Raw genomic sequence first — 23141 nt, forward strand, 5'->3', positions numbered from 1 at the left:
AAAACTGCCATGAAAACCTTTGTATTCAATCTTTTTTTAGCCCTTTTGAGTTTACAATCTTTCGGGCAATCTATACCTCAACTTGAAAAAGAACTAGAAGCTTCCGTTGTTACACAGAAGCTGGAAGTAGCCATTAAACTTGCAAGAACTTATCAAATTCAAGATAAAAGCAGAAAAGCCATTGAAACATATGAAGTGGCAGAGACTCTTCTAAGCCAGGCTACTTTAAATCAAAAAACTACTGTATACAGAGGTCTATCAGAACTTTATAATAGAGCTACCACCCGCAAAAAATCGCTTCAATATCTTGATCTTCTGAAGCAAACCGAACTAGCAATTCGTGAAAAAGCATTGGCAGAACAATCTGACAAAATTCAGAGTATTGATAGTGCTTTAACAGATCTTTCGGAAGCAAACCGACAGCAGTTAATCCTCAATGAGCAAAACCAACAACAGATAGAATTACTTGAACGAGATCAGCTAATTTCCAGAATGATGCTTTTTGAAGACTCGCTGAAATTGTCTCAAAAAAATGCCGAAATATCTGAACAGGAAAATCAAACCAAACTTGAAAAGGCTCGGCGGCAGAAAACGCAGTCTATCGCTTTTGGTATTGCAGGGCTACTCGCATTAAGTGTGTTATTGATTTTCAGTACCATCAGAAGCAGAAGAATAATTTCTAAAGAGAAAAAGAAATCAGATGAACTGCTCTTAAATATTCTTCCTGTAAGTATAGCTGAAGAATTGAAAACCAATGGCAAAGTAGAACCACAACGGCACCCTGACACCACGGTGATGTTTTCAGACTTTGTGGGTTTTAGTAAAGTGGCCGAGCAACTGAATCAGAAAGAACTTGTGGAGCTTATTGATGAGTATTTCCATGTTTTTGATGCCATTATCAAAGACCATAAAGTAGAAAAGATCAAGACCATCGGTGATGCTTATATGTGTGTTTGCGGAGCACCAAACCCTAATCCTAGACATGCTGAACAAGTCGTGAAGGCCGCCGTGGCCATACAGAGAGAGGTAGGCAGAATGAAAAAAATGAAAACGGCTGCCAACCTTCCATTCTTTGACCTTAGAATCGGTATTCAGAGCGGTGAAGTTATAGCCGGAGTAGTAGGACGAGATAAATACGCTTATGATGTCTGGGGTAAAAACGTAAATCTGGCTTCCAGAATTGAAAGTGTTTGTCCTCCAGGGCATATTGCTGTTTCTGAAGCGACTAAGGAACTTACTTCAGATCAATTCATATACGAAGAACAAGATGAGGTAGATATTAAAAACACAAAGAATGTCAAAGCTTGGTTTCATTTTGTGACTACAAGCGTTTTCGAGAAAATGCTACCCGTTATTGAGAAGGAGTTTCTGGATGGTATTTCAGCTACCTGTAGTTACCATAGTAAACAGCACACCTTGGATGTCATTGATTCGGCTGTATTGCTCTGCAAAGAGGAAGAAATTGATGGACAAAGTACTGAACTCGTCAAACTAGCAGCTCTTTTTCATGATCTTGGTTATGCCGATTCTCCCGATAATCATGAGGAAAAAAGTGTTGAGATTGCCCGTCAATACCTTCAAGACCAACTATCTGATACTGATCTGAAGACTGTTCACAACATGATTTTGGCTACCCAAGTCAAACAGCAACCGAATTCAAAGCTGGAGAAAATTATCAAAGATGCAGACCTGGCCTATTTAGGATCTGGTAAGTATAAAACCTTTGCTAATCTACTGAGGAATGAATTAAAGGCAATGAACCTTTTCAAATCTGAAGATGAATGGAAAGAGCAACAGATCGGTTTTCTAAAGAAACATAAATGGTATACGGCCTATGCTCAGAATAACTGGCAAAAGCCTAAGGCTAAAGCACTTAAAGACCTGCTCTCTGCATAAAATCTGAATGCTCAAGCACCGTTAAAGATTCTTCATACCCTTGCTGGAAAATGCTGTCCATGGCTTTCCATTCCAGGAAGCCCTTCTTAATATTAGGATTAATATACAGGTCTGAAATTGCCTTTTTAGAGGCAGAGTCTGCCACACTTGCCAGAGTCATCGACTTCATGATCACATTCATCAATGAAGGCACATATTTTCGTTCTTTGGTAAACCAATTTTTAATCAGTTGAAGGTTACTAATGCGGTATTCTTCTTCAATCTTTCTTACTTTATTCCCATTAAGATCAACTGATATCACGAAACCCCGATACAGCGTTTTCATCACATCAGTGGGTAGATTATTCAGCACTCCACCATCTACCAAAAGACTTTGATTATACAGTAATGGAGGCAGAATACCCGGTATAGAAATGGAAGAACTGATAGCTCTGTCCATCTTGCCGGTTTGAAGAACTTCTGGCTGATAAGAAGAAAGATTTGAAGCGACGCAGAAGAAATTCTTCCAGGTATTTTCTATCCGAACGCCAAAATGACGTTCGTTAACCTTCTGCATTTTTTGTCCTCTAAGGAGTGATATCAAAGGGAAAGTAAAGTCGTTTAGCGGACTCTTCTCGCTGATATCTTTCCGAACTTTTTGAAGTGTATCTTCCAGCGACCAATCCTGAGCCAGGCAACCGGCAATAATACTTCCGATGCTGGTTCCACCTACTATATCTACCGGAACTCCCTTTTCTTGTAATGCCTTCAGTGAACCCAAATGTGCAAAACCATGGGCTCCACCACCTCCAAATACCCAGCAAATAGCCCTATCTGCAAGTATTCTGGCTATACGGCCTGCATCTTCTGAAGAGCTTACCCTGCACCTGTGAATTTTATTGGTTTCAAACTCCCCTATCCAACGATCTACATCTTTTGGACTTTCATTTGGCTGATAAATCAAAATAAGCCGGCCCTGGTAGAAATCATTGTGCAATACATACTCCCGATAACCATCAAGTTGACTTTCCTGTGCTATATAACAAACCTCATCTGAGTGGTTAACTATCTTTTTATTCCAAGACCAGTTATCAGAAGACAATAAGAGTACTAAGTCAAAGTTTTGCTCTGCTTCACTAATTTTTAAGTCGAGTAATTCGCTATCTGCCTCACCTTCCTTTATAGTCAATACATTGAGCTTACCCTCCCAATACTCTTCAATGAAATTGGCTAAACGATATTGACGATCCATGCCTACCCCTATCAAACTCACAATCTTACAAGCATTTTGTCTCTCAGAGACTCCTTTGTTTTGCTTATCAAGGCGTTTGATAATGGTTTGCGATAGCTTCAGGATAATCTCAGGATTCGCCTTCCAGAGGCTTTCAAATTTTTTCTTTGATACTTTCACTAAAGAACTATCTCTGGCAGCCATAATAGAAGCCGTACGCTTGCTATCGTTTAGCAATGCCGTTTCTCCCACACATTCTCCAATATTTACCTCCCCTACTATTCTCCTGGGTTCATTAACCAGTGCAAGCAGCTTACCACCAATTAGAATATACATGCCATCAGCCTCATCATTTTGATGAAAAAGCATGTCTCCTTTCTTAATTTTGAGATACTCCAATTGGCCTACTTCCTCCGATATTCCTTCTCCGAAGTACTTCTGAACAAAACCGGAGGCTAATTGTATACTTTCTGAACTAAGGCCAGAGTCATTTAATAGGGTTGTTTTCAATTTTAGCTTGTCAAAGTTCGTCTTTCAAAAATATACTTTTGGAGACAAAAATGAAGCACTATTCATAAAATGAAGCATAAATTCTATGAAAGCTAAGCTCTATACGACCAAGGGCGTTTTCTCTCTTCTACCTGCCGAAGGTTTTAATCCATAACTTTATTAAGCAGAGCCCAAATTTCATCTTGGGTGTTTAATCCAACCTGAGAGGTAGTGGGGTTTGCTCCCATTCGGATCACGATCATATTTTCAGATGGGATAATATTTAATATCTGTCCGTTAAGACCGAGTGCCGAGATCATATCCTGTGGTGCATCAGGAGTTAGCCATCGATTAAATACCGTTTGATATCCCGGTACCATGCCTGTTTCCTTGCCATTGAGCCACCATAAATAACCATAGGCCTCATTGATACCTTGAGAGGTGTTTTTCATGGCATTCAGATAAGACTTATCCTGCATTATCTGCTCCTCTCCCCATTTACCATCATTTAATATCATCAAACCAAAACGTGCCATAGATCTGGCCGTAGAAAAGTATACATGATTATTCTCTACATACCTCCACTTCCCATCCATTCCTATCTTATCACGAAGGTTTTCATTGAAAAATGAGTCAAAGTCCTGATTAGTAGCACTCGTAATCACCTCGTCTAAAATGGTATATGGTCCATTATGGTACTCCCATCTGGTACCTGCATCTGCCAAATATGCAAAGCATTTTGGTTCTGTACAGAATGGATCATCTACTTCAATATCCATTCCTGAAGTCATGGTTAATTGATGTTTAACCGTAATGAGATTTTCCTTTTCCAAAGGCATGGAAGTCCAGCCTTCACCTAAGTACTCCGATGTCTTATTGTCAATATTAAGATAGCCCTGTTCCTGTGCTAAACCAACCAGAAAACTAGTCAGAGTTTTACCAGCAGATGCCCAATACCATTGAGATTCCTTTCCGAAGTCCTGAAGACCAAGTAGGTCTTCACCCTGATATTCTTCTATTACTAATTTCCCATCTTTCAGCAGCAAAAAAGCTCTGGTGTCAGAGGTCTTCATGAAATCTCTGATTTCACTCAATTCAGAACCAGTTATGCCTAGAGATTTTGGATCTTGACTGGACCAATCTGATTCACCAGGGAAGTAATTTATGGATTCTTCAGGGCCTAAATCACTTATTCTTCCACAAGCAATTAAGCCAAGACCAATAAAAAAGAAGAGTATAGTTTTCATGTTCATGTTTTTGTGCTGATTAACGTCAGAATTTCAAAAACAGATATTCAAATACCGTGCAAACTATGCTTTATTTCTTGTCAGAATGACCGAGATCCTTCTGTGGAGCAATATAATCTCTCACCAACTGTTTGTAGACTTTGGGCTCTGCAAAACCTCCATTTTCCTTACGGTCAAAAACAATATCTCCCTCACATCTCAACTGAAAAATACCTCCGGTTTTAGAGGGCATTAGACTCACCTCCTCTATTTCCTGCTCAAAAGTCGTCAATAGCTCTTGTGCTATCCAGGCTGCTCTGAGCATCCAGCCACATTTTGGACAATATTCAATGGTTACTTTCATTTTATTTTAAACCACCCAGATATTCCACAAGATTTACCAATTGATCCTCTTCAAAAGGGAATTGAGGCATAAGCGAAGTCTTCAATTCCTTTATTTCCTTCACATCCTTTAGAGAATATCGAGTTTGATCTGCAGACCCTAAAAGCTTCACTATAACCTCATTTTCGGTTTTAGAAGTAACTATTGCCTGTATTTCACTACCATCCTTGAAGGATATTTGCTGCGTTTCATAACCAAAGCCCATACCTTCTGATGGATTTAGAATAGCATTATAAAGGCCTTCTTTTGAAAGCTTAGATCCTATTTGACTAAGTCCGGGTCCGAAATCGACACCTTCATTATTCACCATATGACAGGTTTTACAGTACATCTCAAAAACCTTCTTCCCTTCTGAGGCATCGCCGGTTTTCTTTACCAAAGAGGCCACATCAATCTCACTTTCTGAACCATCGTCAAAGAAAGCCGTAGCAGCAGATCTGATATCATTATGCCATGTTCTCAGCATATGTCTTTTGGCTATATCCATCACATCATCAGACACCTTCCCTTCCTTCACCATTTCCCAAAGAATGACCTCACTGTTCCAGCCATTCATAGCTTCCATAGCCATTTTTCTTCTTTCAATATCTACACTTTCATCGTTGAAAGTCTTTATCAAAAGGTTTGTCATAGGCGTCTGGTCCACCAAACCAAAACGTTCTATAGCGTTTAATGCCAACTCCTGATCCTCATCATTCAGAAGTTCTGCAATAGCTTTTTCACCGTAGAGATCAAAAAATAATTGACCTGCCTGCTGGATATCTCTGCCTTCCTCGCTTTTTCTAACGACACTTAATAGACGATCCTTTTGATCTTTGATATTGTATTTCGATATCAAATCCAGGAAGTCTGCATCTGAAGTTTGAGCCAATAACGTCTTCAATTCTTCTCCAAGCTTCGGATAGTCAGAAAGGTCTTTGATATCTAACTGTTTAAAAATCACAACCTTTTCATCGATATCATCTGAGACACTCAGCACATTCAGTAGAATGCTGTTTTTATCTCCGTTCTTCTGGAAGTCCATAGCCCGATAGAATCTTCTATTCTTCTCTGTTCTTTCTTCCGATATGAGTCTCCCGAGCAGATCCATTGTCATAGATGACCTACTTCTCCACACCACATCTATTGCTGCTTCATCCTGCATCCAGCCTTCTCCTTTCGCTTCTAAATAGGCCAGAAGGTATTGATCCCATTTGCCTTCAGCGGCAATTCCCAAAGCCTCTAAATACCAGCGATCATCACCATCATATGCTTTTGCCAGATTTAACCAAATCTCTTTGGCTTCCAGATTTCTAATGGCCAAAGCCACCTCTCTTCGTACTTGCGGAGAAACATCTTCAGACAGTTCTTTATATAAAGCAGTAAAATCTACTCCTCTTAACTCCCGAGCAGAACGCACAGCAATGAGACGGAAATCTTCATTGTCATGATTTGATAATAACTCTATGTATTCTTTCTCCTTTCCTTGGATCTTGGTCAAAAGCCAGGCTAAGCGGGCCTTGATTGAACCCTCCTCTTTTTCAAAAGAGTTTATCAATTGCTCCTCCGCTTCAGAACCCATCTTATTCAAGCTCATCCATGCTTTGTACCTTGTAGCAATATTGGGGCTTTTCAGGGCCTCTATGGCTCCTTCAGCAGTAGTATAGTCCGGAGAACTTACTTCATACTTATCATGACCCTTAGGGACTATACGATAAATCCTTCCTTGGGCTACATCACCCATAGCGTGACCTCCCACACCCGGATCATACCAATCTGAAATAAATACCGAACCATCAGGAGCTACGGTTACATCAGAGGGTCTGAACCACTTATCTCTTTTATTAGCATCTAAAATGCCAAGAATTTCGGCTGTGAAACCAGCCCCAGACTTTTGAACAGGATAGGACCTTAAAACATTGGGACCTGCATCTGTATGTAATATCTGACCATGATACTTGGCCGGCAGTAAATCACCTTCATACATTGTTATTCCTGTAGGCGAGCCGGCAAATGTTTGAAGAAGATTTGGCACCACACCAGGATCATTTAAATGCCAATGTCTTAATGGAATAGAATCAGACATATTGATTCTTCTGGTTCGCCAGTCAGCTCCGGACATTTCGTCCTTGAAGCCATAATTACCATAATCCATTACATAGTTGATACGCGTACCGCGGTTACCATCGTCATCATTATCAGATTGCCACATTCGGCCATAACTGTCCACAGTGACTTCATAATTATTTCTGAAGTTCCAACCTAATACCTCCACATTGGAACCATCCAGATCAGATCTGAAAACCATACCTTCTCTGTACGGCTTTCCATCGGCCATTACTTTCTTGCCTGTGATATCATATAAAGTCTTCCCTTTTCTAGCCAGCATACCTTCTCCGGCATTTCCATAATTGAAATAAAACTTTCCATCCGGACCGAAAGTAAAAGCGTGCATTCCGTGATCATGCTGCTCCCCACCTATACCTTCAAAAAGAATTTCTTTTTTATCAGGAATGTCATCACCATCTTCATCTGTAAAGACAAACACATGCGGACTTCTGGACACCACTACTTTATTACCAAAAACTCCTATTCCTAAAGCCGAATTAATATCTTCTCCCTGATAAAATACCTTTGACTTGTCAGCTTTTCCATCCCCATCTGTATCCTCAAGAATTAAAATCCTGTCACCTTTTTCGTCATACGGGTTTCTGGGATTTAATTCATTTCTGTAATTATATCCTTCACATATCCAAACTCTTCCCTTATCATCGATATCCATATTTGTAGGATTTCTGAGCATCGGCTCTGATGCAAAAAGAGTGAGTTCTAGCTCAGGATCTTGCAGATCAATTCCCTCTAAAGCATATTCAAGGCTTCTTTTCTGTTCATCGGTTAAGGCATCATATTCCTCTTGAGAAAGATTTTGATGAGAGTCGCTACAGCTCATAGCCATGATGGTCAAGACCAATAGAGAAGTCCAGAGATTTTTCATTTTCAATAGAATGTTATAGGGTTAAGTAAGCTTACGTTTTTACTTTCAATTACTCTTTTTGCAAACAAGAAACGATTGGTATTAAATTCGTCATATTCTGGTGAATCAGGATCGAAACTCGCAAATTTCACCATTCCTGATGAGTGAATAAAGCGTCTCTCTCCAAGGTAAACACCTACATGAGTCACTCTGTCTTTGGCTCTGCCAAAAAACAATAAATCACCTTCTTTCAGGTTTTCAAAACTTTTTCCTTCATCAATTTCATCACCCACCAAGGCTTGTTGAGAAGCATCTCTGGGAAGATAAATTCCTTTTTGAAGCATTACATTTTTAGTAAATCCACTGCAGTCCACTCCTTTAAAACTTGTACCTCCCCACAAATAGGGAACACCAAGAAATTCTGAACTGGCTTGTAAAATACTAAGCTGGTCACCGGAATCTATAAACTCTTCAAAAGAAACCAGCTCTTGGTCAGGAACAAAACCACTTCTGCCATCTGGTAACTCTACCTGAATAAACTTGCCAGATTGACCCACCTTGCTTAGGATATTGCCTAACACCAGATCAGATACCGAAGAGGAATTTAAATTTGGGTTATCATAAATGAATCCGTTGGCCTCGGTATAAACTAGTTTTTCTTTTTGTGTATTCTCAAATGATAATACCCCAGACTCTATATAACCCAAATACTTATCAGGAGTTTGAATTCTGAACCAGCTGCCCGTTTTGTAAAGAACCCTTACGGGTGTACCCATCAAAGCCTGCGTGGCTAACTCAGAAGAATGCTTTGGTTCACTTCTTATATTGGCAACAGAAACAGAAATATAAGCCAGACTATCTTTACCTACTCCATGAAGTGGAACAAGCAAGAGAGAGTCTGTAAGATGATGTTTCTCAATAATGGAACCTAAGGCAGATTTAATCTGAACTTGATCTGTGTAACCTTTTAAAGTTTCGCCTTCCACTTCATACTCAAACAAACGAGTTCGTTTGTCCTGAATAAATTCTGTTTTTAATGCCGTAAGTTCTTCTTCTACTTTTGAAGTATTGGAAGTCTTACAAGCAGAGAATGCTGTAAGTATGAATATAAAGAAGGCTACTAATCTTCCAGGTGTTTCCATCCCTGAGCGGTTATTGGTACGTGTTCTCCAGATTTAGTTACTAAAATATTGTTTTTCTCCTTGGTAACGAAACCTATCGGTGTAATCTCAGGAATTCCTTTTACCTCTTCGTAGTCTTTTTGAGAGATAGTCATTAAAAGCTCGTAATCTTCTCCACCGTTTACCACAGCAGTAATCGGGTTTACTTTGAACTCTTCTGCCGCCAGTAAAGTCTGATTTTCAATAGGAAGGTTATCTACAAAAACAGAGAATCCCATTCCAGAATGAGCTGAGAGGTGTAAAACCTCAGAAGCCAATCCATCAGAAATATCAATCATACTGGTGGGCACTACGTTTCTATCTCTTAATTCATGGACGATATCCGTTCTTCCTTCTGGTCTGAGCTGTCTGCCCACCAAATATTCATGGTCCTTGAGTTCAGGACTCATATTCGGATTCTCCATGAATACCTGCTTTTCTCTTTCCAAGATTTGAAGACCAAAATATGCGGCACCAAGGTCTCCTGTAGCACAAAGCACATCATTTGGTTGAGCTCCTTTACGGTACACCACCGCTTCTTTTGCCACCTCACCTAAAGCTGTGACAGAAATGATTAAACCAGACTTTGAAGAGGTGGTATCTCCTCCTACCAAATCCACCTGATAGTTTTTACAAGCCGCGTGAATCCCTTCATAAATTTCATCAACAGCTTCTACAGAGAATCGGTTGCTGAGCCCCAGACTAACCGTTATTTGCTTTGGAAAGCCATTCATAGCTGCAATATCTGATACATTCACAGCCACCGCTTTATAACCAAGATGCTTGAGAGGGGTGTAAGAGAGGTCAAAATGTATCCCCTCTACCAGCATATCTGAAGCCAGTAGTGTATAATGAGATCCCGAATCTATAACAGCGGCGTCATCGCCAATCCCCATGATGGTAGATGGCTGCACATTTTCTGTTTTCCCTTTAATTCTATCAATAAGACCAAATTCACCCAGGTCAGAAAGATTAGTTCTTTGCATATTTTATAAATAAAAAAAGGCAGGCCGAAGCCCACCTGATTTATATGATGTCGTTAATTTATTGAGCTATTAGTGTGTACTCATTAGTGGTATTACCTGTCTTAGGATACGGCGTATCTAAAGAAATCACCAATTCAGTATTGTCATCAGACAATGACGAAATACTAAATTCAAGAACCCCGTTTGTTCCGGTTGGCTCTGGTGTAATTCCACTGATCACTATTTTACTATCACCCTGAACAGAATAAGTACCGGAATAAGACTGACCATCTACCTCAGTAATGGTGGCAGTAGGTGCAGAAGACAAATTCAAACGGTAATTGCTGTAAGCGGGTTTAATATTATTTGACCCTCCACTGGAATAAACAACAGTAGAGTTTTCTTTTACTATTCTGGCAACCCAAATTTTGGCTACTCTTTCTTCTGTACTCAGCTCTTTTTTACATGAAATACTAGTTAAGGCGAAAAAAGCTAAGATGGATAGAATAGTTACGGTCTTTTTCATTTCGATAATTTAGATGAAATAAATATATGTCAAAAGTATCTGTATTCTGATTCAATGACAATTTTTTTGCCATTTTTTCTAGTTCAGACGGATATCCATGATTTAAGGACAATCTTTGTGAAATAATACGAAAATTCAATGCAAAAGGATGCTTTGCCATTTTTCTCCAGAGGACAATTAGCCTTAAGAAACGGTCAGGATAAGCCAGAAATCTGGGTAGCCTTTAAAGGAATGATCTATAATGTAACGGGCTCCAGACTATGGAAAAATGGCAAACACTATGAACACTGGGCGGGGCAAGACCTTACGGAGGAATTAAAAGATGCCCCGCATACTGAGTCTGTTTTTGAGAAATTTGAAGCCGTAGGCCTTTTGAAATAAGATAATCCTTGATCCTCAATGAAGGCATTCCTAATTTTGATACTCATTTTCATAATTAACTTGTGAGACAAGAAGATGAAAAAATACCTTAATACAATTATACTTTTCGGCAGCCTTGCTTTTCTGATTATGTGGGTAGACAGAATCGTTTATAAAGGCGAAGAACTAAAGTATAATTACTTCTTTTTGATGTTTGCCCTGGCAGGCTTTCTTTACTATACGTACAGAAGAGGACTAGCCAAAATGAAAGAAAAAGAAGAGGAAGAGAAAACTAAAAAGAAGCCTAAAAGAAAATCAAAATAACCGGTATCAGGAAAACCCCATCGCCAATCCAACGATATCGATCATTGTTTAGCATCCAGTTTTCAAAAGAGGGCATCATTGATAAAATCTGAGACATCAAAACGATAACAAATGCCACTTTGTTTACATATTCAAAACTCCCCCAGAATAGAAAAATAGCAGTAAAAAGAACTGCAGCAGATAGCACTCGAATAATTGCGCGAGTAGCCTTCAAGCCAAATTTAGATACCGTATTTTTCACTTTCTCCTTGTCTATCTGTTCAAAATAGGAGAATATCAGAAGGTTTTGGGATACCACCAAAAAGAATAAAAACGCCAAAACCCAGCCGCTCAAATTAATAGAACTGTCTGCGGCAAAACTGGTGCCCACTACAGCCAAAACGTATGCGATGGCAGTCACTGGCTCTTTTAGCCATTGAAATGAAACGTTTTTGAGCAGCTTATTTAATACAAGAAAATAGATTCCCAAACCTGCTGCCAGAACGAGACCGTAAACGAACACGGTGAAAGGAATAAAAAAGCAGAGAAAACACCCGACTAGTGTCAACACTACCAATAAGACAGAGAGGTTGAATTGATTCTTAGAATGAAAAGCATGTCTCTCCGAAAAATCAGCCGGATAAATTCTTAGATCCAGAATACGATCTAGAATGTAAATGATCCAGGTGCTAATACCCAGAAGCAAAACCGAAGCTACATCAATAGTACCTGAGCCATCAGGAAGTCTCCAAAACATTATGGAGCAGATCATGGCACCTAGCACCACGTCTAAACTCAGCAAATGAAATAATCTTAAGAAACTTTTTGACTGCCTCAAACTTCAACGGTTTTCGGCAAATTTAAGTGGATGACACTTCAGAAAACAAGATGGTATTCATTTTCTGTCTCTTACGTCTAGAAATCTTCATAGGCTCATGATTTCTAACCTTTACTAAACCTTCATTTTTCAAGATTTTGGCGGCTGAAAGATTAACCATTTCTGACTTATTCAATCTCCAAAATCCATGCTTTTCCAGTCGTTCTTCCAAGGCTTTTAATGTAGTAGCTACCACATAATGTTCCCCATTTTTCATATGAATATGGGTGTAGTTTACGTCTGATCTTAACAGTAGTACCTGATTTGCAGGTTTTCTGATTCGCCCTCCCAGGTGAACCTCAATTGTAGAAGTATTCATTCTTATAGATTTGGGATTTATGATGCCCGAAAGATACAGATGTATCTTCAGGAAGTTTTCATGTTCTTTAAAATAATATTTCAATGAGGAACTATTTCCCCCTTTTTACACAACTAAAATCTGCATAATGCAAATTATTTTTGGCTATTATCCATTTTGAGCTCTTCACCTATCTCAATCTCACCTTCCTTGTGAACCACAAAATTTCTCCCAAAAAGAACCTTCTTACCTATCTTTCTAAATGATGATAGTGTCCTTAAGGGTTCTTTACCCAGAACTCCTCTTTCAAGATCATTGGTTATCATAATACATCGGGCACAATCTTTAACGCCCGCCAATTTTGCCGTACCAATTGAAACCTCTTTTAGAGTATCTTCTTGAAACGCCTCTGAGTCTTTTATGACAATATTTGGTCTGAACCTCATCATACTCACTCTATTCTCAAGCTTCGTATTTAAAGCTTCCAGACTGGCTTCACTAGCAATCAATACCGGATACCCATCTGCTGCACTTACAAGTTCACGATTGGTTATTGTGTATTTGGGATCAGCCAATCTAATGGACTCATCGGGCTGATGTACCAACTTCACCTGTTTACCAAGCTTGTTGCTAAACCATTGGCTAACTTCCTGACTAACCTCGTATACTTCAAATTCATCATCCCAGACTATAGCCTTGAGCATTTCACCTTTTTGATACTCAAAAGGAATCAGGCATTCGTCATCTCCTTTCAACTTTACCGCTATTCCCTTATTAGCTACGATCTCTGTTTTAAAATGAATAAGCTGCGGTAGAGTTCGCTGACTGAGCATTTTACCCGAATCATCTATCAACAGCCATCTTCTGTCATACTCCAACCCACGGTCTGTTACTTTGGAATATCTTAAAGAGATACCCGCCAGTGATTTTACAGGGTAGATATAGAGCTGCGATATTTTCATAAATCAGATACCGAATTTTAGTCCAAAGTTGACAATTTTGGTGGCAGTAGGTTCAAAGAAACTCTTTGTATTCGTTGACGACAATAGAGCTGGTCCCTGATAATCCTTTAACACCTGCAGACCGTTACCTTCATACCTTGTTTGTGAAATAACATACTGCCCAAAAAAGCTCACACCGCCTACACCTAATTCGGTAACCAAACCATATCTCGTTAAAGCCGGTTTTGATCCACTAATTAAGATGGGGTCAGAAATAAACTCAGAATTATTTACTTTGGTAATTGATTTTCGGATCAAATTTAATCCTGCAGTAGGCCCAAAAGCCCATGAAAAAGATCGCTTTCCTTCTTTATTATAAAAGGAAAACTTAGGCATAACCCTCAGATTTAGACCAGCTTTCAACACATCATAAGGAATTGATGAGAAGCTCTGTGGCTCACTTTCTCCACTATATAATTTGTAGGTGTACGTATTATTGATCTCGTTATAATTCGCAATGGCCAGGGTATCAATAATTCTGGACTCAACAAAACCTGGAGAAACCATAGAAACATCAGCCGCGTCTTCTGTCCTAAAGATTCCCCCAATCCCAAGCAAGCCTGTTCTGCTACCAGGATCAAACTTGAGAGACTCATAACTAAAAAACGGCTCGGCACTCAACTTAAAAGCCATATCCATTTTTTGCCTTTCTACCAGTATCATATCGGTATTGACTGACAATGAGATATAGGGGGATTTCAGAACACTATTTTTTAAAATGCTATTGAAATTCACCATCAACTGATCACCAGAGTTCGAGTATTGGCTTAGATAGGAATTCGCGGCTTGTATAAGGCTAAGTTCAGGACTATTGTAGGAGTTACCTACATCTGCCCATCCAAACTGATAATTGAGGTAAGCTTTGCTAAACAATTTCTTTTTTTCCTTTTGAAACTGATCACCTTGGCGATCTCTCATCACCGCCACACGAGTTTCAGATTTCTCTAAATTGCTGAGCATCTGGTCCACCATTTTATTGATGTCCATATTTCTCAATTCTTCATACGCCTCAGGATCTTTAACCACAATGATTAGTTCGGCAGAGTCCTTCACTTTAACCTGTAGTGTATCAGACCTCTGGCTTAAACCAACCAAAGGAGCAAAAAGAAGTAAAATGGCTAGCTTTTTCATAATTGTATTGTCTTTTTACCGGGCTTCGTACTTTTGATAAACTTTGCCCAGGCACCTTCCTGTTTTTCAGTTTTCTCCCAGTTACCACTGCGATTAAACTCCCCTACTTTCTTGAAGAAACCTTTCTTCTCGTTTGTCCGCCCTTCTTCAATATCCTCTATCACAAGTACTATTTTTTTACCTCTTGTTGTCAGCTCCTCTTTGGACACCTCCTTGTCTTTAGATACTTCTGAGATAGCGGCCAATTGAGGTTTTTCCTGTTTGATTATTGGTTTGTCATCCTCAACTAAAACTGCCTCGTTTTCAGTATTTATTTCATGTGTGGTCCTCTGATTTGGAGTTTTTGAGGCAACTTGAGGTTTATTTTCAAGTAAGGTTATTTTGACCTTTTCAGTAGTAATTTTTTGTACTGTAAGTGGTTCAACCTTTTGAATTCTTACAGGTTTTGGTGCTGAACTCATTGCAATTGTTGGGTTTGGCTTTTTAGCAGACTTGACCACATCAATCGTATTGTTAACATCTAACTTATCGTTTGACTGGAACTCCCCTTCTTCTTCAATAATGACATCATTGAACATTTCTGCTGGTTCAGACTGATTACTGGCAAGCTCCTGTTCAGAACTCGATAACCAATTCACTGCAGTGAAAGTACCTACCAGTAAGATGACAGCCGCAGAAGCATACCACCACCACAGAGGCTTTCCTTTTTTCTCTTCAAAAACTTCAGAGGAAATATTTTCCCAAACTCCGTCCTTAGACCAATCGGTCACCTCAAAACCTTCTAACTTTTCTGCCAGAAGCCTATGATCTTGATCCAGCCTCTTTTCCATAGATATTTTGCAGTTTCGTTCTTAAATATTTTTTTGCGTGGCTTAGTTGCGATTTTGACGTTCCTTCAGAAATTTTCAGCTGTTCAGCAATTTCTGCATGAGAATAACCTTCAATCACATAAAGGTTAAACACCGTACGGTAGCCTGTAGGCATTTCATTGATGACTTCCATGATTTCTTTGGCAGCCAGATCCTGAATGATATTAGCCTCAATACTCACAAAATCTGCCTCGTTCTCGGGCATCATTTGAAAGTTTGACTTTCGTCTCAGTTCCATCAGACATTCATTAATCAGGATGCGTTTCATCCATCCTACAAATGCCTTCTCATTATCAAACTCCGCTTTTTTGACGTTCTTGAAAATTTTAACAAAAGCATTGGTCAGCATATCCTGGGCTTCGGGAGTGTTGCCCAGATACCTCCTACTAATAGCCATAAACTGATTAGCAAAGCCATTATACACCTCACGGCAAGCTTGCTGATCCCCTTTTTTGAGCAGTGATATGTTCTTGGCTAAATCCAATTTGGAACTTCTGTATCTAAAATGTCAGGTGTCTGGAAAAGGTTGTACCAACCAGAATAAAGATTTTAAATCTTCGTAAAAATAAGGAAGCTGATTGCCAAACGAATGTTTTAAGCATTTCTGCTTCGCATAATTCTCTATTGGTTTCCAAAATTGACTTTCCTTGCCTAATTTTGCCCGCCTAAAGGCAATAGCCAACCATTCATTAAATTATACAATGAGAGAAATTCAATTTAGAGATGCCATAAAAGAAGCGATGTCAGAAGAAATGCGTCGCGATGAAAATGTGTACCTGATGGGTGAAGAAGTAGCCGAGTATAATGGTGCTTATAAAGCCAGCCAGGGCATGTTAGATGAATTCGGACCAAAACGTGTAATTGACACGCCAATTGCTGAGCTTGGTTTTGCTGGTATTGGTGTAGGTTCTGCAATGAACGGTTTGAGACCTATCATCGAGTTTATGACATTCAACTTCTCTTTGGTGGCTATTGATCAGATTATCAACTCTGCTGCCAAAATTATGGCGATGTCTGCAGGACAATACTCTGCTCCAATGGTTTTCAGAGGTCCAACAGGTAATGCAGGTCAGCTGGGTGCTCAGCACTCTTCAAACTTCGAGAACTGGTATGCTAATACGCCTGGTCTTAAAGTGGTGATCCCATCAAACCCATACGATGCAAAAGGCTTGTTAAAGTCTTCGATTCGTGATAATGATCCGGTTATTTTCATGGAATCTGAGCAAATGTATGGTGATAAAGGTGAGGTTCCTGAGAGTGAGTACCTTATTCCTATTGGCAAAGCCAATGTAATGGAGCAAGGGTCAGATGTTACCATCGTTTCATTTGGTAAGATGATCCCTAGAGTTGTTCTTCCTGCTGTTGAGGAATTGAAAAAAGATGGAGTAAGCGTTGAGTTAATAGACCTTCGTACGGTAAGACCTATCGACTATGATACCGTTATCCAATCAGTGAAGAAAACAAACAGATGTGTGGTAGTAGAAGAAGGAGCTCCTGTGGCTTCTCTTTCAGCAGAGCTTGGGTATTATATCCAAAGAAACGCATTTGACTATCTGGATGCTCCGGTAGTTAGAGTTAATAGTATGGATATTCCTCTAAACTATGCTCCTACGCTTATTGAAGCTACACTACCAAACCCGCAAAGGGTGGTAGAAGCCGTTAAGAAAGTAATGTACAAATAAGTACATCAATCATATTTTTTAAAGGAGGAACAACTCGTAATTGTTCCTCTTTTTTTATGCCCAAATAGGAAAGAACATTGAGTAGCCCAATCTGATGAATTCAGCGATTTAGTTCTCGATGTCTTTTGTAAATTGCAGCAAAGCAAAAAATGAATGAGCAAAATTAAAATACTTGTCGTAGGTGCCGGAAACATGGGGGCTTCGCATGCAAAAGCCTACCATGATATGCCCGAATTTGAGATCTGTGGGATTGTATCAAGAGGTGAGAGTAAGGTCAAATTGAATCAAAAATTAGAAAGTAACTACCCTCTTTTTGATGACTATCACACGGCTCTTAAGGCAACAAATCCTGATGCCGTAAGCATCTCCACTTACCCAGACACACACGAAGAATACGCTTGCACTGCTCTTGAAAATGACTGCCATATCTTTATTGAGAAGCCACTAGCAGACACTGTAGAAGGTGCTGAAAGAGTGGTAAAGCTTGCCAAAAAGAAGAATAAGAAACTAGTAATTGGATACATTTTAAGAGTTCATCCTTCCTGGGAAAGGTTTGTAGAAGAATCGCATAAACTTGGCAAACCATTGGTGATGCGAATGAATCTTAACCAGCAAAGTCATGGCTATATGTGGGATGTACACAGAAACCTCATGAATAGCCTGAGCCCAATCGTTGACTGTGCAGTGCATTACATTGATATCATGTGTTTAATGACCAAGGCAAAGCCAGTGAAAGTTTCTGCAATCGGAGCAAAACTGACAGACGATATTCCTGACTGGAATTACAATTACGGTCAGCTTCAAATTCATTTTGATGATGGCTCTGTAGGCTGGTATGAAGCAGGCTGGGGACCTATGATGAGTCAAACGGCGTTCTTTATCAAAGACGTGGTTGGACCCAAAGGTTGTGTGTCTATCGTAGCGAAAAATGCCAGTTCTGAGGGTAAATCTGATGATGTGGACTCTCATACTAAAACGGAGGCCATAAGAGTGCATCATTCTGCTTTAGATCAGGAGAATAACTTTGTAAAAGAAGATGAATGGATAGAGATGACAGATGAGCCTGATCACCAGGAATTATGCAATCGTGAACAACGTGTATTCTTAGAAGCCATTCAAAATGATACCGACCTCACAGATCATATGAACGACGCTGTGAATAGCCTTAAAGTAGCGTTTGCCTGTGATGAATCAGTGAAAACGGGGCAAATGGTGGAAATCAATTGATGAAAACCACCTCCTTTTCATAAATTTATAAGAAATTTGTACCCAAGGTACTCCTTAAAGAAGCCAATGAGAAAAGAGCTGGAAAGACTAACAGATAATCTTGATACCGTATTTAGAGGTGATGCATGGCATGGCCCGTCTGTAACAGAAATTCTGAATAGCTTAAAGCCTGACCTGGTAGATCAAAGGCACGGTTTCTCTAAAAGGACAATTGCGGAGCTTATCTATCACTTAGTGGCGTGGAGGAAATTTGCGATTGAAAAACTCAATGATAATATCCATTTCTCGCTGGATTCTGATGAGGCCAACTGGGGAACTGCAGATATTACCTCAAAGGAAAACTGGCCACTTTTAAAGAAAGAATTAACCGACACCCATAAAGAGCTTTTAAACCTACTGGAAGATCAAAATGATGATCTATTGGATAAAAGAGTACCGGGTGAATTTTACGATTATTATAAACTCCTATCCGGAATTGTACAGCATGATACCTATCATCTGGGTATGATCTGGGTACTATGGGAATAAACCAAAGCTATGAGTAACGAACAGCAGGTAGATCCGAACAGAATACTGATTGAAAGAATTACGAATCTATTGAATGCAGGTTTCCATGGGGGAGCCTGGCATGGCCCATCAGTTTTAGAAGCGGTCAAAAGAATTACACCCAAAGAGGCTAGTTTTAAGACACCTACTGTACATACAGGGGCTGAATTAATCTACCATATCACCAGCTGGAGAATCTTTACGCTTAAAAAGCTACAAGGTGATGCAGACTATAAGATAGACGACGATAAAAAGAATTTTGGCCCGGCTGCCAAAGTAGATCAGTTTGAACTGGAGACGCTTTTGATGGAGCTTAGTTTAAGTCAGGATGAACTTATTAAAGAACTAAATTCTAAAGATGATGACTTCTTGAACGAGCTCGTACCGGGCACCGAATATGATTATTACACGTTATTGCATGGTATCATCCAGCATGATATCTACCATACAGGTCAGATTATCATTCTAAAGAAAATGTCAGAAGCTTCAGGAGCTTATGAAGATGAAGACGAAATGACCAGTAGCCGCTACTTTGATGATGGCTTGGGCGATGCTTATTAAAAAGACAAGAACACAAAAAAGCCGATTTCAGAAATGAAATCGGCTTTTTTTATGCGATACGTTGAGGTCTTAATTCCCCTTGTAACGTGTAAACTCTGATGTTCTACCTATCAGAGAAATACCAATGTATCCTCTAACATTTAGTTTATCCGGGCTTACCATCTCCATTTCTGATGAATATGTTTTACCATTTCTAGGATCGTAGATGGTTCCGTCTTCCCATTCGTTATCACCATCTTTTTCAAATCCTTTTAGGAATACCAAGCCCATTAGCGGCTTAGATTTTAATGCGTCTTTGGGGTTATTTTTATCAACTTTAGGCTTACCATTTTCAGTTGGTTCTTTCAGCCAAACTATTTTTCCGAACAATTTACCGTTCTGCTCATAAAACTGGACTCTTGAGGTCTTTTCTTCATTATACCAGGTTCCTTCAGTTATCTTCTGAGCATAAGAACCTAGTGAAAAGGCCATTAAAGCCACAATTACCGCGATTTTCTTCATAGTGTTTTTGGTTTTGTTGTTGTTACTAAAATGTAATAGAGTAGCAAACTAATAAAAATTCCGATTAATGCACCAGTTATAACATCTCCCGGATAATGCACTCCTACGTAAATACGGCTGTAAGAGACAATTATTGCCCACAGGAATACTCCTATTACCAGCCATCTTTTAGACGCATAAATTAAAGATAAGCCACATGCCAGTGAGAAAGTATTTGAAGCGTGTGAAGATGCAAAACCATATCTCCCTCCGCATCTGCCTACCAAATGAAGCCATTCTGTAAGCTCCGGATTCTGACAAGGCCTTAGTCTTTCAAAAGCTGGCTTCATAATCCCGGAGGTTATATGATCTGCCAGCCCGGCAGAAAAGGCCAGGAATAGGAAAAATATGCCACCTGTTTTCCAGCCGAAATTTTTAAAGAGAAAGAAGACTATTAGTAGATAAAGAGAAATCCAGGTTCGACTGGAGGTTACCCAAGCCATTATACCATCAAAGAATGGGGTGTGGAGTCCGTTTAGGTACCTGAATAGTTCTACGTCTAACTGTATGAGTTGCTCCATTAAGAGATAAACCCAAGAAGCTTTCTAACAGTTTCCATTGTTTGCTTTGCAATTAGCTCGGCCTTACGTTCTCCTTCCTGAAGTTTTGCTTCTAGCTCGTCCAGGTTTTCCATATAATAATTGTAAAGCTCTCTTTGCTTTGCAAATTTTTCCAGTATCAACTCATGAAGAGCTTTCTTGGCATGGCCATAGCCGTAATTTCCGCCTTCATAATTTTGTCTCATTTCTTTGACCTGCTCTTCGGAAGCCATCAAATTATATAAAGCAAAAACATTACAAGTATCCGGGTTCTTTGGCTCCTCTAAAGGTGTTGTATCAGTGACAATTTTTTTGATGACTTTGTACAATTGCTTTTCGGGAAGAAAAATATCAATATAATTCCCATAAGATTTTGACATTTTCTGACCGTCAATGCCCGGGATGGTCATAACTGTTTCGTCAATTTTTGGCTCAGGCAATACAAAAGCATCGCCGTAAGTTCTGTTAAATGCTGCCGCAATGTCTTTTGACATCTCCAAATGCTGCTTTTGGTCTTTACCTACAGGTACGTACTCAGCCTGATACAGAACGATATCTGCCGCCTGGAGCACAGGATACGTAAAAAGGCCTGCATTTACGTCGGCTAGTTTATCAGATTTATCCTTAAAAGAGTGAGCATTTGCGAGCATCGGATAAGGAGTAAGACAGTTCAAATACCACATAAGCTCGGTATGATAACCGGCCAATCTGCTCTGACGATAAAAGTAATTTTTCTCGGTATCAAATCCACATGCCAGCCAAGCAGCAGCCACGGCCTGAGTATTCTCTGTCAATTGCTGTGCATCTTTCACAGTAGTCATACTATGAAGATCAGCTATGAATAAAAAAGACTCGTTTTTTTCATTTTTTGAAAGCTCAACTGCTGGTAAAATAGCTCCTAAAATATTACCTAAATGGGGCTTACCACTTGCTTGTATTCCGGTCAGAATTCTGGCCATTGATATTCTCTGATTTATGTTTGTAAATTCTTCCTCAAAATTAGAGATTTAGGGCATGATTGACCCAAAGACCCTCCACTTTTTAACACATTTGGCAGAAAACAACACCAAAGAATGGTTTACTGAGTATAGAGACCAATATGACGATGCTAAAGGCAACTTTACCGAATTTTGTGCCGAGGTTTTGGAGGATTTGAAATTGATTCAGGATGACCTTATCAATACCGATGTCAAGAAATGTATACTCCGTATCAATAGAGATATCCGATTCTCAAAGGATAAAAGACCCTATAAAGTATACCTGGGAGCAGGTTTTGGCCCAGGTGGTAAAAGTAGCGGGAGAGCAGATTATTACCTTCAAATTGAACCTGGAAACAAAAGTTTTCTTGGGGGCGGCATGTGGGCACCCACTCCTGAAAACCTGGCAAAATGGCGACAGGAGATCGACTATACACCAGATACATTGAAAGGAATAATTGAAAACAAAGAGTTCAAATCCTATTTTACAGAAATAGCCGGGCAACAATTAAAAACCAAACCAAAAGGCTATGATGCAGATCATCCCGAAATAGACTTATTGCGATATAAAGAGCTCTTTTTCTTCCGCTATTATACTGATCAAGAGGTGTGCTCTGAAAACTTCGTAAAAGAGATTATCAAGGGCTCGAAATTATTGAAGCCTTACCTCGATTATGTAAATGAACTCTTTTTTGATAGCTAATTAGGCGAATTTGAGTACATGTTCTTTTACCAAGGGCATTTGCTCTACTGCACTTCCCAAAAAGAAATGGACATTTGGAGGTAGTTGAAAGTCAGGCTTTCTTTTATCTACCAGATATATTGGAATTCCCGGAGGAGCATAGTGAATCAGCCCTGCGGCAGGATAAACCTGTAAACTCGTGCCAATTACCATGAAAATATCGGCTTGAGAGGCGATTTCAGCTGCGGGTTCAATCATCGGCACGGCCTCACCAAACCATACGATGTGCGGTCGGAGCTGGGCTCCATCTTCTGCCAAATCTCCCATTTGAATCTCCTTCGGTCCTATGTCCAGAATCAGTGTTTCATTTTTTACACTTCTTACCTTATTGAGTTCTCCATGCAAATGGAGCACATTTCTGGCTCCTCCCCTTTCATGAAGGTCATCAACGTTTTGCGTAATGATTTGTACATCAAAAGTCTCTTGAAGGTCAGCGAGTGTTTGGTGAGCCACATTGGGCGTGGCTTCTGCAGCGGCAATCCTCCTCATATTATAAAACCGCTGCACTAGCTCAGGATCTCGGGCCCAAGCCTCCGGCGTGGCTACATCCTCCACTCTATGATTCTCCCATAAACCATCGGAGTCTCTAAATGTTTTTAAGCCACTTTTTGCAGAAATACCTGCACCAGTTAACACCACCAATTTTTTCATTACACCTTT

At 39.6% G+C, this 23141-nt stretch carries 25 protein-coding genes; 8 read left to right on the forward strand and 17 right to left on the reverse strand.

What is annotated here, in order from left to right; all coding sequences use genetic code 11:
* Positions 1–9: 9 nt before the first annotated feature.
* On the forward strand, positions 10–1896 hold the full coding sequence (locus tag ACUXV0_RS05585) for an adenylate/guanylate cyclase domain-containing protein (protein WP_446192083.1): 1887 nt from the start codon (positions 10–12) through the stop codon (positions 1894–1896).
* Here ACUXV0_RS05585 and ACUXV0_RS05590 read toward each other — a convergent pair.
* The 7 genes from ACUXV0_RS05590 to ACUXV0_RS05620 all read right to left on the reverse strand — a co-directional run bounded on the left by ACUXV0_RS05590 (position 1874) and on the right by ACUXV0_RS05620 (position 10828).
* Positions 1874–3616: a cyclic nucleotide-binding and patatin-like phospholipase domain-containing protein gene (locus ACUXV0_RS05590; RefSeq protein WP_446192084.1), complete on the reverse strand. Its 1743-nt coding sequence runs from the start codon at positions 3614–3616 to the stop codon at positions 1874–1876. The two genes, ACUXV0_RS05585 and ACUXV0_RS05590, sit on opposite strands and share 23 nt — an antisense overlap.
* 143 nt (positions 3617–3759) lie before the next feature.
* On the reverse strand, positions 3760–4842 hold the full coding sequence (locus ACUXV0_RS05595) for a serine hydrolase domain-containing protein (protein WP_446192085.1): 1083 nt from the start codon (positions 4840–4842) through the stop codon (positions 3760–3762).
* Positions 4843–4912: 70 nt separating this feature from the next.
* A complete protein-coding gene (locus ACUXV0_RS05600; RefSeq protein WP_446192086.1) occupies positions 4913–5185 on the reverse strand; it encodes a SelT/SelW/SelH family protein in 273 nt (90 codons plus the stop codon).
* A 1-nt stretch (position 5186) separates the two neighbouring features.
* Positions 5187–8198 (reverse strand): PVC-type heme-binding CxxCH protein, encoded by a 3012-nt coding sequence (locus ACUXV0_RS05605; protein WP_446192087.1) that lies wholly within the window; start codon positions 8196–8198, stop codon positions 5187–5189.
* A gap of 2 nt (positions 8199–8200) precedes the next feature.
* A complete protein-coding gene (locus tag ACUXV0_RS05610) occupies positions 8201–9319 on the reverse strand; it encodes a C40 family peptidase (protein ID WP_446192088.1) in 1119 nt (372 codons plus the stop codon).
* Positions 9298–10323: a thiamine-phosphate kinase gene (thiL, locus tag ACUXV0_RS05615; RefSeq protein WP_446192089.1), complete on the reverse strand. Its 1026-nt coding sequence runs from the start codon at positions 10321–10323 to the stop codon at positions 9298–9300. The genes ACUXV0_RS05610 and thiL overlap by 22 nt, the downstream gene beginning before the upstream one ends.
* 58 nt (positions 10324–10381) lie before the next feature.
* Positions 10382–10828, reverse strand: coding sequence for a hypothetical protein (locus ACUXV0_RS05620; RefSeq protein ID WP_446192090.1), 447 nt, complete (start codon positions 10826–10828; stop codon positions 10382–10384).
* Positions 10829–10966: 138 nt separating this feature from the next.
* Between ACUXV0_RS05620 and ACUXV0_RS05625 the strand changes: the two genes are divergently transcribed.
* The gene (locus tag ACUXV0_RS05625) at positions 10967–11209 is read left to right on the forward strand and encodes a cytochrome b5 domain-containing protein (protein WP_446192091.1); all 243 of its coding nucleotides are present in this window, start codon (positions 10967–10969) and stop codon (positions 11207–11209) included.
* 75 nt (positions 11210–11284) lie between these two features.
* The gene (locus ACUXV0_RS05630; RefSeq protein ID WP_446192092.1) at positions 11285–11512 is read left to right on the forward strand and encodes a hypothetical protein; all 228 of its coding nucleotides are present in this window, start codon (positions 11285–11287) and stop codon (positions 11510–11512) included.
* Here the strand turns inward: ACUXV0_RS05630 and ACUXV0_RS05635 are convergent.
* The 6 genes from ACUXV0_RS05635 to ACUXV0_RS05660 form a co-directional block, all read right to left on the reverse strand.
* Positions 11493–12293 carry a hypothetical protein gene (locus ACUXV0_RS05635; RefSeq protein WP_446192093.1) on the reverse strand — a complete coding sequence of 267 codons (801 nt, stop codon included), beginning with the start codon at positions 12291–12293 and terminating at the stop codon, positions 11493–11495. The two genes, ACUXV0_RS05630 and ACUXV0_RS05635, sit on opposite strands and share 20 nt — an antisense overlap.
* 58 nt (positions 12294–12351) lie before the next feature.
* Entirely contained in the window at positions 12352–12687 is a 336-nt protein-coding gene (locus ACUXV0_RS05640) for a LytR/AlgR family response regulator transcription factor (protein WP_446192094.1), read from the reverse strand.
* Between the two features lie 134 nt (positions 12688–12821).
* Positions 12822–13628, reverse strand: coding sequence for an MOSC domain-containing protein (locus ACUXV0_RS05645; protein WP_446192095.1), 807 nt, complete (start codon positions 13626–13628; stop codon positions 12822–12824).
* 3 nt (positions 13629–13631) lie between these two features.
* On the reverse strand, positions 13632–14798 hold the full coding sequence (locus ACUXV0_RS05650) for a hypothetical protein (protein WP_446192096.1): 1167 nt from the start codon (positions 14796–14798) through the stop codon (positions 13632–13634).
* Complete coding sequence (locus ACUXV0_RS05655; RefSeq protein WP_446192097.1) at positions 14795–15628, reverse strand: hypothetical protein; 834 nt, start codon at positions 15626–15628, stop codon at positions 14795–14797. The genes ACUXV0_RS05650 and ACUXV0_RS05655 overlap by 4 nt, the downstream gene beginning before the upstream one ends.
* Positions 15600–16151, reverse strand: coding sequence for an RNA polymerase sigma factor (locus tag ACUXV0_RS05660; RefSeq protein WP_446192098.1), 552 nt, complete (start codon positions 16149–16151; stop codon positions 15600–15602). Before ACUXV0_RS05660 ends, ACUXV0_RS05655 begins: the two co-directional genes overlap by 29 nt.
* 217 nt (positions 16152–16368) lie before the next feature.
* Between ACUXV0_RS05660 and ACUXV0_RS05665 the strand changes: the two genes are divergently transcribed.
* The 4 genes from ACUXV0_RS05665 (at position 16369) to ACUXV0_RS05680 (ending at position 19683) form a co-directional block, all read left to right on the forward strand.
* Positions 16369–17349: a pyruvate dehydrogenase complex E1 component subunit beta gene (locus ACUXV0_RS05665; RefSeq protein WP_446192099.1), complete on the forward strand. Its 981-nt coding sequence runs from the start codon at positions 16369–16371 to the stop codon at positions 17347–17349.
* A 153-nt stretch (positions 17350–17502) separates the two neighbouring features.
* Positions 17503–18576: a Gfo/Idh/MocA family protein gene (locus ACUXV0_RS05670; RefSeq protein ID WP_446192100.1), complete on the forward strand. Its 1074-nt coding sequence runs from the start codon at positions 17503–17505 to the stop codon at positions 18574–18576.
* A 66-nt stretch (positions 18577–18642) separates the two neighbouring features.
* Positions 18643–19104 carry a DinB family protein gene (locus ACUXV0_RS05675; RefSeq protein WP_446192101.1) on the forward strand — a complete coding sequence of 154 codons (462 nt, stop codon included), beginning with the start codon at positions 18643–18645 and terminating at the stop codon, positions 19102–19104.
* Between the two features lie 9 nt (positions 19105–19113).
* A complete protein-coding gene (locus ACUXV0_RS05680; protein ID WP_446192102.1) occupies positions 19114–19683 on the forward strand; it encodes a DinB family protein in 570 nt (189 codons plus the stop codon).
* Between the two features lie 69 nt (positions 19684–19752).
* Here the strand turns inward: ACUXV0_RS05680 and ACUXV0_RS05685 are convergent, their stop codons facing one another.
* From ACUXV0_RS05685 to trpS, 3 genes are read right to left on the reverse strand one after another with little or no spacing between them, the layout of a single operon-like run.
* Positions 19753–20184 carry a DUF2147 domain-containing protein gene (locus ACUXV0_RS05685; protein WP_446192103.1) on the reverse strand — a complete coding sequence of 144 codons (432 nt, stop codon included), beginning with the start codon at positions 20182–20184 and terminating at the stop codon, positions 19753–19755.
* Positions 20181–20744 carry a phosphatase PAP2 family protein gene (locus ACUXV0_RS05690; RefSeq protein ID WP_446192104.1) on the reverse strand — a complete coding sequence of 188 codons (564 nt, stop codon included), beginning with the start codon at positions 20742–20744 and terminating at the stop codon, positions 20181–20183. Before ACUXV0_RS05690 ends, ACUXV0_RS05685 begins: the two co-directional genes overlap by 4 nt.
* Entirely contained in the window at positions 20744–21721 is a 978-nt protein-coding gene (gene trpS / locus ACUXV0_RS05695) for a tryptophan--tRNA ligase (protein WP_446192105.1), read from the reverse strand. The genes ACUXV0_RS05690 and trpS overlap by 1 nt, the downstream gene beginning before the upstream one ends.
* A gap of 55 nt (positions 21722–21776) precedes the next feature.
* Here trpS and ACUXV0_RS05700 point away from each other — a divergent pair, with 55 nt between their 5' ends.
* Positions 21777–22442: a DUF2461 domain-containing protein gene (locus tag ACUXV0_RS05700; protein WP_446192106.1), complete on the forward strand. Its 666-nt coding sequence runs from the start codon at positions 21777–21779 to the stop codon at positions 22440–22442.
* On the opposite strand, the gene ACUXV0_RS05705 is transcribed toward ACUXV0_RS05700, so the two are convergent.
* Entirely contained in the window at positions 22443–23132 is a 690-nt protein-coding gene (locus tag ACUXV0_RS05705; RefSeq protein WP_446192107.1) for an SIR2 family NAD-dependent protein deacylase, read from the reverse strand.
* Between the last annotated feature and the right edge of the window lie 9 nt (positions 23133–23141).

Source organism: Jiulongibacter sp. NS-SX5, assembly GCF_052828545.1.

Bases quoted from the DNA above. Each gene is read 5' to 3' on its own strand.
- ACUXV0_RS05650 (WP_446192096.1), bottom strand. From the start codon at position 14,798: ATGAAAAAGCTAGCCATTTTACTTCTTTTTGCTCCTTTGGTTGGTTTA.
- ACUXV0_RS05600 (WP_446192086.1), bottom strand. From the start codon at position 5,185: ATGAAAGTAACCATTGAATATTGTCCAAAATGTGGCTGGATGCTCAGA.
- ACUXV0_RS05610 (WP_446192088.1), bottom strand. From the start codon at position 9,319: ATGGAAACACCTGGAAGATTAGTAGCCTTCTTTATATTCATACTTACA.
- ACUXV0_RS05645 (WP_446192095.1), bottom strand. From the start codon at position 13,628: ATGAAAATATCGCAGCTCTATATCTACCCTGTAAAATCACTGGCGGGT.
- trpS (WP_446192105.1), bottom strand. From the start codon at position 21,721: ATGGCCAGAATTCTGACCGGAATACAAGCAAGTGGTAAGCCCCATTTA.
- ACUXV0_RS05670 (WP_446192100.1), top strand. From the start codon at position 17,503: ATGAGCAAAATTAAAATACTTGTCGTAGGTGCCGGAAACATGGGGGCT.
- ACUXV0_RS05620 (WP_446192090.1), bottom strand. From the start codon at position 10,828: ATGAAAAAGACCGTAACTATTCTATCCATCTTAGCTTTTTTCGCCTTA.
- ACUXV0_RS05690 (WP_446192104.1), bottom strand. From the start codon at position 20,744: ATGGAGCAACTCATACAGTTAGACGTAGAACTATTCAGGTACCTAAAC.
- ACUXV0_RS05665 (WP_446192099.1), top strand. From the start codon at position 16,369: ATGAGAGAAATTCAATTTAGAGATGCCATAAAAGAAGCGATGTCAGAA.
- ACUXV0_RS05705 (WP_446192107.1), bottom strand. From the start codon at position 23,132: ATGAAAAAATTGGTGGTGTTAACTGGTGCAGGTATTTCTGCAAAAAGT.
- ACUXV0_RS05605 (WP_446192087.1), bottom strand. From the start codon at position 8,198: ATGAAAAATCTCTGGACTTCTCTATTGGTCTTGACCATCATGGCTATG.
- ACUXV0_RS05630 (WP_446192092.1), top strand. From the start codon at position 11,285: ATGAAAAAATACCTTAATACAATTATACTTTTCGGCAGCCTTGCTTTT.
- ACUXV0_RS05685 (WP_446192103.1), bottom strand. From the start codon at position 20,184: ATGAAGAAAATCGCGGTAATTGTGGCTTTAATGGCCTTTTCACTAGGT.
- ACUXV0_RS05640 (WP_446192094.1), bottom strand. From the start codon at position 12,687: ATGAATACTTCTACAATTGAGGTTCACCTGGGAGGGCGAATCAGAAAA.
- thiL (WP_446192089.1), bottom strand. From the start codon at position 10,323: ATGCAAAGAACTAATCTTTCTGACCTGGGTGAATTTGGTCTTATTGAT.
- ACUXV0_RS05625 (WP_446192091.1), top strand. From the start codon at position 10,967: ATGCAAAAGGATGCTTTGCCATTTTTCTCCAGAGGACAATTAGCCTTA.
- ACUXV0_RS05700 (WP_446192106.1), top strand. From the start codon at position 21,777: ATGATTGACCCAAAGACCCTCCACTTTTTAACACATTTGGCAGAAAAC.
- ACUXV0_RS05680 (WP_446192102.1), top strand. From the start codon at position 19,114: ATGAGTAACGAACAGCAGGTAGATCCGAACAGAATACTGATTGAAAGA.
- ACUXV0_RS05595 (WP_446192085.1), bottom strand. From the start codon at position 4,842: ATGAAAACTATACTCTTCTTTTTTATTGGTCTTGGCTTAATTGCTTGT.
- ACUXV0_RS05675 (WP_446192101.1), top strand. From the start codon at position 18,643: ATGAGAAAAGAGCTGGAAAGACTAACAGATAATCTTGATACCGTATTT.
- ACUXV0_RS05585 (WP_446192083.1), top strand. From the start codon at position 10: ATGAAAACCTTTGTATTCAATCTTTTTTTAGCCCTTTTGAGTTTACAA.
- ACUXV0_RS05655 (WP_446192097.1), bottom strand. From the start codon at position 15,628: ATGGAAAAGAGGCTGGATCAAGATCATAGGCTTCTGGCAGAAAAGTTA.